Source organism: Streptomyces sp. NPDC015131 (assembly GCF_043079975.1).
GTDB lineage: Bacteria > Actinomycetota > Actinomycetes > Streptomycetales > Streptomycetaceae > Streptomyces.
Genome location: NZ_JBIBVB010000003.1, coordinates 60,202 through 76,644, shown reverse-complemented (window position 1 = coordinate 76,644; position 16,443 = coordinate 60,202). Strand labels below are relative to the sequence as shown.

Annotated in this window: 14 protein-coding genes and 1 riboswitch; of the genes, 8 read left to right on the top strand and 6 right to left on the bottom strand. The window is 73.1% G+C overall.

Translation table 11 applies throughout. The features are described from left to right. Positions 1–43: 43 nt before the first annotated feature. A complete protein-coding gene (glgX, locus tag ACF08D_RS11750; protein ID WP_392222431.1) occupies positions 44–2,284 on the bottom strand; it encodes a glycogen debranching protein GlgX in 2,241 nt (746 codons plus the stop codon). A gap of 387 nt (positions 2,285–2,671) precedes the next feature. On the opposite strand from glgX, the gene ACF08D_RS11745 reads away from it, so the two are divergent. From ACF08D_RS11745 to ACF08D_RS11715, 7 genes are all read left to right on the top strand, one after another. Further along, complete coding sequence (locus ACF08D_RS11745) at positions 2,672–3,907, top strand: Ig-like domain-containing protein (RefSeq protein WP_392222430.1); 1,236 nt, start codon at positions 2,672–2,674, stop codon at positions 3,905–3,907. Positions 3,908–4,148: 241 nt separating this feature from the next. Beyond that, positions 4,149–5,399: an Ig-like domain-containing protein gene (locus tag ACF08D_RS11740; protein ID WP_392222429.1), complete on the top strand. Its 1,251-nt coding sequence runs from the start codon at positions 4,149–4,151 to the stop codon at positions 5,397–5,399. Between the two features lie 78 nt (positions 5,400–5,477). After that, positions 5,478–6,245, top strand: coding sequence for an enoyl-CoA hydratase/isomerase family protein (locus tag ACF08D_RS11735; RefSeq protein WP_392222428.1), 768 nt, complete (start codon positions 5,478–5,480; stop codon positions 6,243–6,245). 242 nt (positions 6,246–6,487) lie between these two features. Next, entirely contained in the window at positions 6,488–6,991 is a 504-nt protein-coding gene (locus ACF08D_RS11730; protein WP_392222427.1) for an ATP-binding protein, read from the top strand. 496 nt (positions 6,992–7,487) lie between these two features. Next, positions 7,488–8,630, top strand: a complete 1,143-nt coding sequence (locus ACF08D_RS11725) for a YncE family protein (protein ID WP_392223173.1) — start codon at positions 7,488–7,490, stop codon at positions 8,628–8,630. Positions 8,631–8,733: 103 nt separating this feature from the next. Next, positions 8,734–8,949 (top strand): EF-hand domain-containing protein, encoded by a 216-nt coding sequence (locus ACF08D_RS11720; RefSeq protein ID WP_392222426.1) that lies wholly within the window; start codon positions 8,734–8,736, stop codon positions 8,947–8,949. Then, positions 8,946–9,911 carry a CopD family protein gene (locus tag ACF08D_RS11715; protein ID WP_392222425.1) on the top strand — a complete coding sequence of 322 codons (966 nt, stop codon included), beginning with the start codon at positions 8,946–8,948 and terminating at the stop codon, positions 9,909–9,911. Before ACF08D_RS11720 ends, ACF08D_RS11715 begins: the two co-directional genes overlap by 4 nt. Here the strand turns inward: ACF08D_RS11715 and bla are convergent. The 5 genes from bla to gcvT all read right to left on the bottom strand — a co-directional run bounded on the left by bla (position 9,908) and on the right by gcvT (position 15,327). Then, positions 9,908–10,858 carry a class A beta-lactamase gene (gene bla / locus ACF08D_RS11710; protein ID WP_392222424.1) on the bottom strand — a complete coding sequence of 317 codons (951 nt, stop codon included), beginning with the start codon at positions 10,856–10,858 and terminating at the stop codon, positions 9,908–9,910. The two genes, ACF08D_RS11715 and bla, sit on opposite strands and share 4 nt — an antisense overlap. Positions 10,859–10,925: 67 nt before the next feature. Further along, entirely contained in the window at positions 10,926–12,296 is a 1,371-nt protein-coding gene (locus ACF08D_RS11705) for an L-serine ammonia-lyase (RefSeq protein ID WP_392222423.1), read from the bottom strand. Between the two features lie 189 nt (positions 12,297–12,485). Further along, positions 12,486–13,745 (bottom strand): serine hydroxymethyltransferase, encoded by a 1,260-nt coding sequence (gene glyA / locus ACF08D_RS11700; RefSeq protein ID WP_392222422.1) that lies wholly within the window; start codon positions 13,743–13,745, stop codon positions 12,486–12,488. Positions 13,746–13,757: 12 nt separating this feature from the next. Continuing rightward, complete coding sequence (gcvH, locus tag ACF08D_RS11695; RefSeq protein WP_392222421.1) at positions 13,758–14,135, bottom strand: glycine cleavage system protein GcvH; 378 nt, start codon at positions 14,133–14,135, stop codon at positions 13,758–13,760. A gap of 76 nt (positions 14,136–14,211) precedes the next feature. After that, positions 14,212–15,327 (bottom strand): glycine cleavage system aminomethyltransferase GcvT, encoded by a 1,116-nt coding sequence (gene gcvT / locus ACF08D_RS11690; RefSeq protein ID WP_392222420.1) that lies wholly within the window; start codon positions 15,325–15,327, stop codon positions 14,212–14,214. Between the two features lie 162 nt (positions 15,328–15,489). Continuing rightward, positions 15,490–15,581: riboswitch (glycine riboswitch) on the bottom strand. A gap of 171 nt (positions 15,582–15,752) precedes the next feature. Here gcvT and ACF08D_RS11685 point away from each other — a divergent pair. After that, positions 15,753–16,430, top strand: a complete 678-nt coding sequence (locus ACF08D_RS11685; RefSeq protein ID WP_392222419.1) for an AAA family ATPase — start codon at positions 15,753–15,755, stop codon at positions 16,428–16,430. Positions 16,431–16,443: the final 13 nt, after the last annotated feature.

The following is a 16,443-nucleotide window of genomic DNA, read 5'->3' as shown; positions in this document are numbered from 1 at the left end:
CATGTGCTTTTCCGGCCGACGGCGGCACCCGGCCGCCCGGCGGTCAGCCGGCCACCCGCAGCAGCAGCACCGACCGGGGCGGCACCGTCACCGCCTCCCCGCCCGGGTGCACCGTCCCCGGGGCCCGCGCCTGGTCCTCCCGCGCAGTGTCCACCAGCAGCTCGTACGCCTCCGCCCACGGCGGCCCCGGCAGCCGGAAGTCCACCGGCTCCGCGCCCGCGTGCAGGACGGCCAGGAAGCTGTCGTCCGTGACCGGCTCCCCGCGCGCGTCCCGCCCCGGGATGTCCCGCCCCGACAGGTACATCCCGATCGTCGCGGTACGCGCGTACCAGTCGCCCTCCGTCATCTCCGCGCCCGCCGCCGTGAACCACGCCAGGTCCCGCAGCCCGTCCGCCGCCTGGGGGCGCCCCGAGAAGAACGCCCGGCGGCGCAGCACCGGATGGGCGTGGCGCAGCCGCAGCAGCCGGGACGTCAGCTCCAGCAGCCCCCGGTGCCCCGGCTCGTCCGGCAGCGACCAGTCGATCCAGCCGATCTCGTTGTCCTGGCAGTACGCGTTGTTGTTGCCGCCCTGGGTACGGCCCATCTCGTCCCCGGCGACCAGCATCGGCACCCCCGTCGACAGCAGCAGCGTGGTGAGTAGATTGCGCACCTGCCGCCGCCGCAGCGCGTTGACCGCCTCGTCGGCCGTCTCGCCCTCGGCACCGCAGTTCCACGACCGGTTGTCGTTGGTGCCGTCCCGGTTGCCCTCGCCGTTGTCCTCGTTGTGCTTCCCCTCGTAGCTGACGAGGTCGCGCAGCGTGAAGCCGTCGTGGGCGGTGATGAAGTTGACGGACGCGTACGGCCGCCGGCCGCCCCACGCGTACAGGTCGCTGGAACCGGACAGCCGGTACCCCAGATCGCGTACGTCGGGCAGCGCGCCGCGCCAGAAGTCCCGCACCGCGTCCCGGTAGCGGTCGTTCCACTCCGTCCACAGGGGCGGGAACGCGCCCACCTGGTAGCCCCCGTTCCCCACGTCCCACGGCTCGGCGATCAGCTTCACCCGCCGCAGCACCGGGTCCTGCGAGATCGTCGCCAGGAACGGCGACAACATGTCCACGTCGTGCATCGACCGGGCGAGCGCCGCCGCCAGGTCGAAGCGGAAGCCGTCCACGCCCATTTCCGTCACCCAGTACCGCAGCGAATCGGTGATCAGGCGCAGCACGTGCGGCTGCACCACGTGCAGGGTGTTGCCGCACCCCGTGTAGTCGGCGTACCGGCGGGCGTCGGCGGCCAGCCGGTAGTAGCCGCGGTTGTCGATCCCGCGCAGCGACAGCATCGGGCCCAGCTCGCTCGCCTCGGCGGTGTGGTTGTAGACGACGTCCAGGATCACCTCGATGCCCGCCGCGTGCAGCGCCTTCACCATCCGCTTGAACTCGCCGACCTGCTGCCCCGCCGTGCCCGACGCGCTGTACGCGGCGTGCGGCGCGAAATAGCCGATGGAGTTGTAGCCCCAGTAGTTCCGCAGGCCCCGCCGCAGCAGATGGTCCTCGTGCGCGAACTGGTGCACCGGCAGCAGCTCCACCGCCGTCACCCCCAGCGACACCAGGTGCTCCACCGCCGCCGGGTGCGCCAGCCCCGCGTACGTCCCCCGCAGCTCCTCCGGGATGCCCGGGTGCCGCATGGTGAACCCGCGCACATGGACCTCGTAGATCACCGAGTCCGCCCACGGCGTCTTGGGGCGCCGGTCGTCCGACCAGTCGTCGTCGTCATGGACGACGACCCCCTTCGGGACGTACGCGGCCGAGTCCCGGGTGTCCCGGACGGTGTCGGCCACCTCCTGCTCGGGCCAGTCCCGTACGTGCCCGTACACCTCGGGCGGCAGCGAGAAGTCGCCGTCCACCGCCCGCGCGTACGGGTCGAGCAGCAGCTTGGCCGGGTTCCACCGGGCGCCCGTCCACGGGTCCCAGCGCCCGTGCACCCGGTACCCGTACCGCTGACCCGGCCGTACGCCCGGGACGAAGCCGTGCCAGATCTCGTGCGTCAGTTCGGTCAGGGGGAGCCGGGTCTCGGAGCCGTCCCCGCCGAACAGGCACAGCTCCACCGCCTCCGCCCCGCCCGCCCACAGCGCGAAGTTCGTCCCGTCCGCCCCGCCCGGCCCGGCCCGGAAACGGGCCCCGAGCGGCATGGGCGTCCCCGGCCACACGGACGGCCCGGGAAGCCGCGCCCCCGCGGGCGCGGGCCTCCCGTCCAGCAGTGCGTCACCCACCGCACCCTGCACTGCCTGCTGATCGGCTGCGCTCGACACCTGCCGGCCTCCCGCGGCTCCCACATCATGGCGGCTCGGTTCCCCTCCAGGACGCTCCCGCGTGTGCCGACGGTCGACCGTGCTCGGGTCGCTCGTTCCTCACGACCCTCCGCGCGCTCTCCCTCACGTCACCCGCAGCGCCCCTTCGGCTCACTCTGCCTGTTCCTGGCTCGGTTCCCCTCCGGGGCGCCGAAGCGTGTGCCGACGGCCGACCATGCCCGGCCTCACGTCACCCGCAGCGCCCCTTCGGCTCACTCGCCCGCGAGGCCGCGGCGTCCCTGCCGCGGCCCCGCATCCGGTCCTGCACCTGTTCTGCCCGGATGGCCCGCCTCCCAACATGACCCGCACTCACGTTTCCCCTGGAGGGTGGCACTCGTTGGTCGCATCGTGAGACACGTACTGAAGCGGGCAGGGCTCCGTGTCGCCGCTGCCGTGGCATGCGCAGGGCTGATGGCCGGGCTGACCGGGTGCACCGGCGGCGGCGGGCTGGACCTCGGCATCGGCGGCAAGGGCCGGTCGCCCGGGGACACCATCCGGGTGACACCGGACGACGGGGCCAAAGGCGTCGCCCCGGACGGCCGGGTGGAGGTGCGGGTGCCGAGCGGGCGCCTGGAGCGGGTGCGGGTGACCCAGGTCGAGGACGCCCAGCCCGTGCGGGTGCCCGGCGAGATCTCGGAGGACGGGCTGCGCTGGCGCCCCGCGCCGGGCACCCGGCTCGCGCTCGCCGCCAAGTACAGCGTCGACGCCGTCGCGCTGGACGCGCACGGCCGGCGCAGCGCCCGGCACACCACCTTCACCACCGCCGTCCCCGAGCACCGCTTCATCGGCTACTTCAAGCCGGAGAACCGCTCGACCGTGGGCACCGGGATGATCGTCTCGTTCGGCTTCAGCCGGCCCATCGAGAACCGCGCCGCCGTCGAGCGCGCCATCCGCGTCACCTCCCGGCCGGCGGTGGAGGTGGTGGGCCACTGGTTCGGCAAGGAGCGGCTGGACTTCCGGCCGCGTACGTACTGGAAGCCGGGCACCGAGGTCACCGTCGACCTGCGGCTGCGGGACGTCGAGGGGGCGCCCGGGGTGTACGGCATCCAGCGCAAGACGGTCGGCTTCACCGTCGGCCGCTCCCAGGAGTCCGTTGTGGACGCCGAGGCGCACACCATGGAGGTGCGGCGCGACGGCCGGCTCGTCACCACGCTGCCCATCACCGCGGGGGCACCCAAGACCACCACGTACAACGGGAAGATGGTGGTGACGGAGCTGTTCGACGTGACCCGGATGAACGGCGCCACGGTCGGCTTCAAGAAGAAGGACGGCAAGGGCGAGTACGACATCAAGGACGTGCCGCACGCCATGCGCCTGACCGACTCGGGCACCTTCCTGCACGGCAACTACTGGGCCCCGGCGTCCACCTTCGGCTCGGCCAACGTCAGCCACGGGTGCGTGGGGCTGCGCGACGTGAAGGGCGGCGGTACGGACACCCCGGCGGGCTGGTTCTTCGAGCGGACCCTGATCGGTGACGTGGTGGAGGTGGTCAACTCCACCGACCGGAAGGTGTCCCCCGACAACGGCCTCGGCGGCTGGAACCTGGACTGGGCCCGCTGGAAGGCCGGTTCCGCCCTGCGGTGACCCCCGCCCGGCGGCCCCGGCACGGCCCCGGCACCGGCACCCCGCCGCGTACGGCACGATCCGGACACAACCGGCATGGCCCGCCCCCGTCCTGGACATGGACGGGTTGGGACGGAACGGTGACATTCGCGGAGGCTCGGCGGCGCTCGCGGTGTGATTATCTATCGCCGTGCGCGCGTGTGTGGGCGTGCGGGGGTGCGGGCCGTGGCGGGGCCAGGCCGTGCGAGGGGAGAGCATCGAAGTGGACGTGCAGCCGATATCGGGGGCATCGGCCGGGGCGGGCAGGCGGGGGACCGGCGCGGGCAGGGGTCCGCTCGCCCTGGTGCTGGGCGTGTTGCTGTTGCTGGTGACGGCCTGCGGGGGGTCGGAGTCGGCCGGGGGCAAGGGCGGCGAGAAGGACGGGGGCGGCGCCGCGGTGAAGAACGCGGCCTCGCAGGCCCTGGTCACCATCGCCCCCAAGGACGGTGCCACCTCCGTCGCCACCAGCGGCGCCCTGAAGATCACCGCCGAGAAGGGCCGGCTGACCACCGTGACGGTCGCCGACTCCAAGGGCAACAAGGTCGAGGGCAGGACCACCGCCGACGGCACCGCCTGGGAGCCGGTGCGGCACCTCGCCGCCGCCACCCAGTACAAGGTGCACGCGGTGGCCAAGGACGCCGAGGGGCGCGAGTCCGCCAAGGACACCACCTTCACCACCCTCGTCCCCAAGAACACCTTCATCGGCCACTACACGCCCGAGGACGGCTCCACCGTCGGCGTCGGCATGCCGGTCTCGCTCAACTTCAGCCGGGGCATCACCAACCCCGAGGCCGTCGAGCGGGCGGTCAGGGTGACCGCCGAGCCGTCCGTGCCGATCGAGGGCCACTGGTTCGGCAACGACCGCCTCGACTTCCGGCCCGAGAAGTACTGGGCGCCCGGCACCAAGGTGACGGTCCGGCTCGACCTCGACGGCGTCGAGGGCCGCCCGGGCGTGTACGGCAAGCAGCAGAAGACCGTGCGCTTCACCATCGGCCGCAGCCAGGTCTCCACGGTCGACGCGAGCGCCAAGACCATGAAGGTGGTCCGGGACGGCAAGCTGATCAAGACCATCCCGATCACCGCCGGGGCGCCGTCCACGACGACGTACAACGGCCAGATGGTCATCAGCGAGAAGTACAAGGTGACCCGGATGAACGGCGCCACCGTGGGCTTCGGCGGCGAGTACGACATCAAGGACGTGCCGCACGCGATGCGCCTGTCCACCTCCGGCACCTTCGTGCACGGCAACTACTGGGCCTCCGGCTCGACGTTCGGCTCGGCCAACGTCAGCCACGGCTGCGTGGGGCTGCGCGACGTGCGCGGCGCGTACGACGGCTCCACCCCGGCCGCCTGGTTCTACAACCAGTCGATCATCGGTGACGTGGTCGTCGTGAAGAACTCCAAGGACAAGCAGATCCAGCCCGAGAACGGGCTGAACGGCTGGAACATGCCGTGGTCGGAGTGGACCGCGTAACACCCGCGTACGGAGGGCCCGGTGCTGTTGTCCACAGCGCCGGGCCCGCTGTCGTGAGGGGCGGCTAACCTGCCGCCCATGACAGTCACTCTCGAAGTCTCCGAAGGCGTCGGCACCGTCCGCCTGGACCGTCCGCCGATGAACGCGCTGGACACCGCCACCCAGGACCGGCTGGGCGAGCTGGCCCGGGAGGCGGCCCGCCGCGACGACGTGCGGGCCGTGGTGCTGTACGGCGGCGAGAAGGTCTTCGCGGCCGGCGCGGACATCAAGGAGATGCAGGCGATGGACCACGCGGCCATGGTCGTCCGGTCCCGGGCCCTCCAGGACGCCTTCACCGCCGTCGCCCGCATCCCCAAGCCCGTCGTCGCCGCCGTCACCGGGTACGCGCTCGGCGGCGGCTGCGAGCTGGCCCTCTGCGCCGACTTCCGGATCGCCGCCGACAACGCCCGGCTGGGCCAGCCGGAGATCCTGCTCGGGCTCATCCCCGGCGCGGGCGGCACCCAGCGCCTCGCCCGCCTCGTCGGCCCGTCCCGCGCCAAGGACCTGATCTTCACGGGCCGGCACGTGCAGGCCGACGAGGCCCTCACGATGGGGCTGGTCGACCGGGTCGTCCCGGCCGCCGAGGTGTACGAGCAGGCGCACGCCTGGGCCGCCCGGCTGGCACGGGGCCCCGCCCTGGCGCTGCGGGCCGCCAAGGAGTGCGTCGACGCGGGCCTGGAGGCCGACATCGACACGGGCCTGACGATCGAACGGAACTGGTTCGCGGGGCTGTTCGCCACCGAGGACCGGGAGCGCGGCATGCGCAGCTTCGTGGAGGAGGGGCCGGGCAAGGCCAAGTTCCTCTGAGGCGCCGCGAGTTGTCAGCCGTGCGGGTGGTTTAGCGCAGCCTTAAGGGAGCCTTATGGCCGGCGCGGCCGTGCCCGGCGCCACCGCCGGGCGCGGGCGAAATCCGCGCAGGTCAGCACCGCTTTTCCGGGCCCGGTGTGCCCGCGTCATATGCCGCCGGGTGCCCGGGAGGGGGGTCGCCCCGGGGTGCCGATTCCGCGGGAACGGCCACGCGGCGGTGCCCGGGCGGCCATCATGGGGGCATGGCGGGGCTGGAAGGTGTGGAACAACCGGGGCAGCGCGGTGGCGCTACCGCCGCGCGGTGGGTGCCCGCCGCGGACGACGACGAGGCACTCCGGGCGATCGAGCTGTTCGGCAACCCCACGGAAGAGGAGGCGCGGCTGCCGTCCCGCCCCGAGTCCGCCGCCACCGCCCGCCGGATCACCCAGTGCGTGGTGCTGCGGCAGTGGGGCCTCACCCCGCAGATCGCCGAGCACGCGGTGCTGCTGGTCTCGGAGCTGGTCGGCAACGCCGTCCGGCACACCGGGGCGCGGGTGTTCGGCCTGCGGATGCTGCGCCGCCGGGGCTGGATCCGGATCGAGGTGCGCGACCCGTCCCGGGGGCTGCCCTGTCTGATGCCGGTGCACGAGCTGGACACCAGTGGCCGCGGGCTGTTCCTGGTGGACAAGCTGTCCGACCGCTGGGGCGTGGACCTGCTCCCGCGCGGCAAGACCACCTGGTTCGAGATGCGGGTCTCCGACCGCTGACCCCCGCCGGGCCGGCCCCGGCCGGCCGCGGAAAACACGGAAGCCCCCTCGCGCCGTGATGCGGCGCCGCGGGGGCTTCCCTGAAGCGCCGTGGACGAAAGGGGGTGTATCCACGGCTGCTGGAACGACCTGGCCCGGGTCAATGGGGGTCGTGTGCCTCCGACTATCGCAGACGGGGGGCCTTGCCACCAAAAGACCAAACCGGGACACAATCAGCAATTCGGGTCAGCGGAGAAATGATTCGCAGGTGAGATGAGCCACGGGCCTGGCAAAGCATGAATAATTATGGGTTCGGGTGGTTGTTTCCTTGACGGCTGGTGAATTCTCACCCGCCCGGCCGGACCCCCGCGGCGGGCGGACCCCCGCCTCCCGGCGTCCTCATGGACGTGTGACGACGCCCCGCCCGCGCCCGCGCCCCCGGCCCCGTACCCGCGCCCTCCCGCACCCGCGCCCGCGCCCGTCGGCGCGGTCGAGGGGCCTCCTCGCCGCCACCGGCCTGCTCGCCCTCGCCGCGGTCCTGCCCGGCTGCGGCGGCGCCGCCGACCGGCCCGGGGCGCCCGGCGACCGGACCGCCGCCCCCGTCTCCGTACCGCGCGAGGCCGGACCCCCGGCGCTGCCGGGCATGCCGCCCCTCCTCGACCCGCAGGACGTCTACGCCGCCGACCGCCCCGGCCGGCTGTCCCCGGTGGTCAAGGGCTTCCCCTCCCGGGTGTACGTCCCCAACACGCTGTCCAACACCGTCTCGGTCATCGACCCCGCGACGTACAAGGTCGTCGAGACCATCCCGGTCGGCGTCCAGCCGCAGCACGTCGTGCCGTCCTGGGACCTCAAGACCCTCTGGGTGAACAACAACCGGGGCCACACGCTCACCCCGATCGACCCCGCCACCGGCAAGCGCGGCACGGACGTCGACGTCCACGACCCGTACAACCTGTACTTCACCCCCAACGGCAAGTACGCCGTGGTCATGGCCTCCCTCGACCGGGAACTGGTCTTCCGCGACCCGCACACCATGGAGCGGCGCCACACCGAACCCGTCTCCTGCTACGGCGTCAACCACGCCGACTTCTCCGCCGACGGCCGGTACTTCGTCGTCAGCTGCGAGTTCTCCGGCGAACTGCTCAAGGTCGACACCGAGCGGATGAAGGTCGTCGGACAGCAGAAGCTCCCCTTCCGGGGCGCCATGCCGCAGGACGTCAAGGTCTCGCCGGACGGGAAGACCTTCTACATCGCCGACATGATGGCGCACGGCGTCTGGGTGCTCGACGGCGCCTCCTTCGCCACCCCCCGGCTGCTCCCCACCGGCAAGGGCGCCCACGGCCTGTACGTCTCGCGCGACTCCCGGGAGATGTACATCCCCAACCGGGGCGAGGGCTCCGTCTCCGTCTTCGACTTCGCCGCCGGGAAGCTCTCCAAGAAGTGGTGGCTGCCGGACGGCGGCTCCCCGGACATGGGCGGCGTCTCCGCCGACGGCAAGGTCCTGTGGCTGTCCGGGCGGTACGACTCCGAGGTGTACGCCATCGACACCACCACCGGCAAGCAGCTCGCCCGCATCCCCGTCGGCGGCGGCCCGCACGGCCTCGCCGTCTACCCCCAGCCCGGCCGCTACTCCCTCGGCCACACCGGCGTCTTCCGCTGACCCGCCGCCGTCCCGGGGCCCGCCTCCCGGCCCGCGGCCCCGCACCGGTGCCACTGCCGATAATCTGACCGGCGTCAGTTATGCACCAAGAAGGGGTGGACCAGTGGCGGACATCGAGGCGGCGCGCAAGGCGTTCGAGCGGTACGACGTGGACGGGGACGGGCGCATCACGGCCGCCGAGTACAAGAGCGTCATGGCGCAGCTGGGCGACTTCAACGTCACCGAGACCGTCGCCCAGGCCGTGATCAATGCGCAGGACGGCAACGGCGACGGGCAGCTCACCTTCGACGAGTTCTGGGCGCACCTCAACAAGGCGTGACCGACAGGACCACGAGCACCGAGTACGGCGCCGCCCGGCACGCCGGGCGGCGCCGTCGTACCCGCACCCGCCCCGCGCTCCTCGCCGGTGCGGGCGCCCTCGCCGCCCTGGCCGTGGCGCTGCTCGGCGCGGGCGTCGCCGCGCGGGGCACCGGCGAGCTGCGCATCCCCGCGGCCGGCCCGGTGACCGTGCTGCGCACGGCCGTGTTCGCCGCGCTCGCCGTGCACCTCGGGGAGCTGGCGGGCGCCCGGCTCGCCGGCCCCGGGCGGACGCCCCGCTCCTGGGCGCTGGGGGCCGCCCTCGCGGGGGCCGCCGCCTCGGCCGGGCAGATCGTGCTGCTGGCCCGGGTCAGCGACATGGACCTCACCGCCGCCTACGGCACCCGGGACGGCGGGCTCCTGCTGGCCACCGCCAACGGGTTCGCCCTCGCCGCCGGGTGCGTGGCACTGCGCCGCCCCGGCTGGGCCGCCGCCCCGCTGGCCCTGGTGATCGGCGCCGAGGCCCTGCGCGCCCACCCCGAGCCGTACACCCCGGAGCTGGGCACGGCCCTCACGGTCGTCCACCTGACCGCCGCCTCGCTGTGGGTGGGCGGGCTGCTGCACGCGCTGCGGACGGTACGGCGGCGCGGCGGGGCGAAGGAGCCGCTGCTGCGCTACGCCCGGCTCGCCGGGTGGCTGTACGTGGCGCTCGCGGTGACCGGCACCTGCTCGGCGCTGCGCCGCCTGCCCGCCGACGTGATCACCACCTCCGCCTACGGCAGGGTGCTGCTCGCCAAGCTGGCCCTGCTCGCGGTGGTGAGCGCGCTGGCCGTGGCGGCCCGCCGCCGGCTGGGGCGCGGGGACGGCGCCACGACCCCCGCCCGCGCCGAGCTGGTGGTGCTGGCGGGGGTCGTGGTGGTGTCGGCGCTCCTGACGGTGGTGCCCGACCCGCACTGGATCGCCCTGCGGCGGGGCCTGAGCTAGGATCCGGCGCCCGCCCCGAGGAAGTCGGCCAGCACCGTGGCCGCCCCGGCGACCAGCGGGTCGTCGGTGGCGGCCCTGGGGTCCGGCTTCGTCGTCAGGACGGCCAGCACCACCGGCGTGCCGTCCGGCCGCCAGGCGATCCCGACGTCGTTGTTGGTGCCGTACGCGCCGCCGCCCGTCTTGTCCGCCAGCCGCCAGTCGGCCGGCAGGCCCTTGCGGAAGCGGTGGGTGCTGGTGGTGTTGCCCAGCAGCCAGCCGGTCAGCAGCGCCCGGTCGCCGCGGCCCAGCGCGTCGCCGAGCACCAGCCGCTGGTAGTCGGCGGCGATCGCGGCCGGGGTGGTGGTGTCCTCGACGCGCCAGGGCTCGGCGGTGTTGAGCTCCGGCTCCCAGCGGTCCAGCCGGGTCGTGGCGTCGCCCAGGGTGCGGCAGAACCGGGTGACGGCCGCGGGGCCGCCCAGCTCGCGCAGCAGCAGGTTGGCGGCGGTGTTGTCGCTGTAACGGATCGCCGCGTCGCAGAGCGCGGCCACGGTCATGCCCCGGGCCACGTTCTCCTCGGTGCGCGGCGAGTTCTCCACCAGGTCGTCCTCGGTGTACCGGATGCGCCGGCGCAGCACCTCGCCGCGCCGGTCGAGGTCTCGGAGCACCGCCGCGACGGCCAGCGTCTTGAACGTCGAGCACAGGGGGAAGCGCTCACCGGCCCGGTACAGCAGCGTCGCGCCCGTGACCGTGTCCCGGGCCACGGCGCCCAGCCGCGCCCCGTGGCTCCGCTCCAGCTCCCGCAGCCGTGCCAGGGCGGCGGCCCGGGCGGAGCGCGGGGCGGCGGGCGCGGCCGAGGCGCTCGCCGCCCCGGTGGCCAGGAGCGCGGCGGCGCCGGCCGCGGCGGTCAGGACGGTGCGGCGGGCGGCCGCGCCGCGGGACGCGGGGATCTTTCCGTGGTCGTCGGTCATGGGCCGAGCCCATCACGGCCGCCGCGGCGGAAGGAAACGTTCCGCCGGGTGTGTCAGCGCCGGCGGCTCAGCACTCGATGATGTTGACCGCGAGCCCGCCGCGCGCGGTCTCCTTGTACTTCACCGACATGTCGGCGCCGGTGTCCTTCATCGTCTTGATGACCTTGTCCAGCGAGACCTTGTGGCTGCCGTCGCCGCGCATGGCCATCCGCGCCGCCGTGACCGCCTTGACCGCCGCCATGCCGTTGCGCTCGATGCACGGGATCTGCACCAGGCCGCCCACCGGGTCGCAGGTCAGGCCCAGGTTGTGCTCCATGCCGATCTCGGCCGCGTTCTCCACCTGCTCCGGGCTCCCGCCCAGCACCTCGGCGAGCGCGCCGGCCGCCATCGAGCAGGCCGAGCCGACCTCGCCCTGGCAACCGACCTCGGCGCCGGAGATGGAGGCGTTCTCCTTGAAGAGCATGCCGATGGCGCCGGCGGCCAGCAGGAAGCGGACCACGCCCTCCTCGTCCGCGCCCGGCACGAAGTTCACGTAGTAGTGCAGCACCGCCGGGATGATGCCCGCCGCGCCGTTCGTCGGGGCGGTGACGACCCGCCCGCCCGCGGCGTTCTCCTCGTTCACCGCCATCGCGTAGAGCGTGATCCACTCCATGGCGAGCGCCTGCGGGTCGCCCTCGGAGCGCAGCTTGCGCGCGGTGTTGGCGGCCCGCCGCCGGACCTTCAGGCCGCCGGGCAGGATGCCCTCGCGGGACATGCCGCGCGACACGCACGCCTGCATCACCCGCCAGATCTCCAGCAGGCCCGCCCGGATCTCCTCCTCGGAGCGCCACGCCTTCTCGTTCTCCAGCATCAGCGCGGAGATCGACAGGCCGGTCTCCCGGGTGAGCCGCAGCAGCTCGTCACCGGTGCGGAAGGGGTGCTTCAGCACGGTGTCGTCGGGGACGATCGGGTTCTGCCCCTCCACCGCGTCCTCGTCGACCACGAAACCGCCGCCGACCGAGTAGTACGTCTTCTCCAGCAGGGTCGCGCCGTCGGCGTCGTACGCCCACAGGGTCATGCCGTTGGCGTGGTAGGGCAGCGCCTTGCGGCGGTGCAGCACCAGGTCCTCGTCGAAGTCGAAGGGGATCTCGTGGGCGCCGAGCAGGCTGATCCGCTTCTCCGCCTTGATCCGCTCGACCTTGTCGTCGGCGGACTCCACGTCGACCGTGCGGGGCGAGTCGCCCTCCAGGCCCAGCAGGACGGCCTTGGGCGTGCCGTGGCCGTGGCCGGTGGCGCCGAGCGAGCCGTACAGCTCCGCCCGGACGGAGGCGGTCGGGGCCAGCAGGCCCTCGTTCTTCAGCCGGCGGGCGAACATCCGGGCCGCGCGCATGGGGCCGACCGTGTGGGAGCTGGACGGGCCGATGCCGATCGAGAACAGGTCGAAGACCGAGATGGCCACGGGGAACTCCTTGGTGGGAAGACGTCGCTGTCTGCCGGGGTGGTGCAGGAACAACGGGTGGGGCGGCTGGGCACGGGGATGGCGGGTGGGGGGTGCGGGGTGGGGGCAAGGAACGGGGCACCGCACTCACTCTTCAGTGTGCGCGGTGCCCCGCAGTCCAGTCTGTTACGTGCGTAACGTCTATGAATGTTACAGACCGGGGTAAAGAGGGTGCTTCGCGGCGAGCGCGGAGACCCGGGCCTTGAGCGCGTCCGCGTCGTACGACGGCTTCAGCGCCTCGGCGATGATGTCGGCGACCTCGGCGAAGTCCTCGGCCTGGAAGCCGCGGGTGGCCAGCGCCGGGGTGCCGATCCGCAGGCCCGAGGTGACCATCGGGGGCCGCGGGTCGTTCGGGATCGCGTTGCGGTTGACGGTGATGCCGACCTCGTGGAGCCGGTCCTCGGCCTGCTGGCCGTCCAGCTCGCTGTTGCGCAGGTCGACCAGGACCAGGTGCACGTCGGTGCCGCCGGACAGCACCGAGACGCCGTGCTCCTTGACGTCGTCCGCGACCAGGCGCTCGGCCAGGATGCGGGCGCCGTCCAGGGTGCGCTGCTGGCGCTCCTTGAAGTCCTCGCTCGCCGCGATCTTGAACGAGACCGCCTTGGCGGCGATCACGTGCTCCAGCGGGCCGCCCTGCTGGCCGGGGAAGACCGCGGAGTTGATCTTCTTGGCGAGGTCGGCCGTGCACATGATCACGCCACCGCGCGGGCCGCCCAGCGTCTTGTGGGTCGTGGTGGTGGTCACGTGGGCGTGCGGCACCGGGTTGGGGTGCAGACCGGCGGCGACGAGACCCGCGAAGTGGGCCATGTCGACCATCAGGTACGCGCCGACCTCGTCCGCGATCCGGCGGAAGGCGGCGAAGTCCAGCTGGCGCGGGTAGGCGGACCAGCCGGCGACGATCAGCTTCGGCTTGGACTCCTTGGCCAGGCGCTCGACCTCGGCCATGTCGACCTGGCCCGTCGCGTCGTCGACGTGGTACGCGACGACGTTGTAGAGCTTGCCGGAGAAATTGATCTTCATGCCGTGGGTCAGGTGACCGCCGTGGGCCAGGTTGAGGCCCATGATCGTGTCGCCCGGCTTCAGCAGCGCGAACATGGCGGCGGCGTTCGCCTGGGCGCCCGAGTGCGGCTGGACGTTGGCGTGCTCCGCGCCGAAGAGCTCCTTGATGCGGTCGATGGCGATCTGCTCGACCACGTCGACGTGCTCGCAGCCGCCGTAGTAGCGGCGGCCGGGGTAGCCCTCGGCGTACTTGTTGGTCAGGACGGAGCCCTGGGCCTCCATGACCGCGACCGGAGCGAAGTTCTCCGAGGCGATCATCTCGAGGGTGGACTGCTGGCGGTGGAGCTCGGCGTCGACGGCGGCGGCGACGTCCGGGTCCAGCTCATGGAGAGGGGTGTTCAGAAGCGACATCGGAAAAGGTCCTTAGCTGCCGGAGAACTGGGTGTACTCGTCGGCGGAGAGCAGGTCCTCCGGCTCGTCCGTGACGCGTACCTTGAACAGCCAGCCGCCCTCGAACGGGGCGGTGTTCACCAGCGACGGGTCGTCGACGACGTCCTGGTTCGCCTCGACGACCTCGCCGGTCACCGGGGAGTACAGGTCGCTGACGGACTTGGTCGACTCCAGCTCGCCGCAGGTCTCGCCCGCGGTCACCGTGTCACCGACCGCGGGGAGCTGGACGTACACGACGTCGCCCAGGGCGTTCGCCGCGTGCTCCGTGATGCCGACCACCGACACGCCGTCCTCGGCGGCCGACAGCCACTCGTGCTCCTTGCTGTAGCGAAGCTGCTGGGGGTTGCTCATGACGCAAATTCTCCTGTACGCGGGGGAGTGCTGGTGCACGGGGTGGACGGGACGGACGGACGGGTGGTGCGGGCGATCACTTCTGGCGCTTGTAGAAGGGAAGCGCCACGACCTCGTACGGCTCATGAGTACCGCGGATGTCGACCCCGACCCCCCCGGTGCCCGGCGCGGCGTGCGCGGCGTCGACGTACGCCATGGCGATCGGCCGGCCCAGCGTCGGCGACGGCGCGCCCGAGGTGACCTCGCCGATCACCGTGCCGTCCGCGACGACGGACATCCCGGCGCGCGGCACCCGGCGGCCCTCGGCGATCAGGCCCACGAGCCGGCGCGGCGGGGCGGCCTGCGCCCGCTCGGCGGCGGCCTCCAGGGCCCGGCGGCCCACGAAGTCGCCCTCCTTCTCGAACTTGACCACCCGGCCCAGGCCCGCGTCGAACGGGGTCAGCGACGTCGTCAGCTCGTGCCCGTACAGCGGCATGCCCGCCTCCAGGCGCAGCGTGTCGCGGCAGGACAGGCCGCAGGGGATCAGGCCCACCGGGGTGCCCGCCTCCAGCAGCGCCTGCCACAGCTTCTCGGCGTGCTGCGGCTCCACGAACAGCTCGAAGCCGTCCTCCCCGGTGTAGCCCGTGCGGGCGATCAGCGCGGGGACGCCCGCGACCGTGCCCGGCAGGCCCGCGTAGTACTTCAGCCCGTCCAGGTCGGCGTCGGTCAGCGACTTCAGGATGCCGGGCGACTCCGGGCCCTGCACGGCCAGCAGCGCGTACGCCTCGCGGTCGTCCCGCACCACGGCGTCGAACCCGGCGGCGCGGGCGGTGAGCGCGTCCAGCACGGTCTGCGCGTTCGAGGCGTTGGCGACGACCATGTACTCGGTCTCACCGAGCCGGTACACGATCAGGTCGTCGAGGATGCCGCCGTCCTCCTGGCAGATCATCGTGTAGCGGGCGCGGCCGACGCCGACGCTGCCGATGTTGCCGACGAGCGCGAAGTCCAGCAGGGCCGCCGCCTGCGGCCCGGTCACGGTGATCTCCCCCATGTGGGAGAGGTCGAAGAGTCCGGCCCGCGTACGGACGGCGAGGTGCTCGTCGCGCTCGCTGCCGTACCGCAGCGGCATGTCCCAGCCCGCGAAGTCGGTCATGGTCGCGCCCAGCGCGCGATGCACGGCATCGAGGGCGGTCAGACGGGGGGCAGTGCTCATGGATATGGCTCCCAGGTCCCAGGACGGGCATGGCTCGAAGACGGTCCTCCCCATCTGTCATCGGAACCTGAGAGGTTCACCGTGACCTCGTGTCCACCGGGACGGAGGCATCGGCTTGCACCTTGGGTGGAGCCGCCGGGGCGGCCCGCTTTTCAGATCTGCCTCATCCACGCGGTACGGGGCCTGAGAGATTCAAGGGAGGAACTTGCTCCTTCGGCGCCCGGGCGGACCCGGGACTCTCCCGCGCGGATTCAAACGGCCGGTATGCGGTTGTGCGCGCGACGGTGCCCGCCGGCGCGCACATCATTGCACGAGGGCCGTCCGCGGCAAATCGCTTGTGGCTTATTACCCGTTCTTTACACTTCTTGGGCAAGGGTCGGGTCGGCCGGTCCGGGCCCCGACACGCCTCAGCAGGGGGAGAAGCGATGACGTTGCAGCACGGCGGGGCGTACGCGACGACCGCGGGGGTGCCCGCGCAGCCGGGCCTGCCCGCGCGCGGCCGGGCGGCGGCCGGAGCGGCGGCCCGGCCGGTCGTGCGCGACCTGCGCGGCCGGGCCGGCCGCGGCCCCCGGGCGCTGACCTTCGCCGCCGGTGACCTGGTCGTCGTCTCGGGCCTGCCCGGCAGCGGCAAGTCCACCCTGATCGCCCGCGCGGCCCAGGGCCGCGGCATCGACTCGCAGGACGCCCGGGAGCGCTGGGAGCACCGGGTGCCCGGCTTCCTGCCGTACGCCGTCTACCGCCCCCTCGTCCGGCTCGCCCACTACGCCGGGCTGCGCCGCGAGCTGCGCGCCGGGCGGAGCGTCGTCGTCCACGACTGCGGCACCCAGGCGTGGGTGCGGCGCTGGCTGGCCCGCGAGGCCCGGCGGCGCGGCACCGCCCTGCACCTGCTGCTGCTGGACGTCACGCCCCGCACCGCCCGGGAGGGCCAGCGGGAGCGCGGACGGGGCGTGTCCGGGTACGCCTTCGCCCGGCACCGCAGGGCGGTCGGCCGGCTGGTGCGGGACGCCGAGCGGGGCGTCGTCCCGCGCGGTTGCGCCTCCACGGTGCTGCTGGACCGGCCGGCGGCCGGCGCGCTCGCCCGGATCGCGTTCCGGATCCACTGAGCCGCCGGCCCGC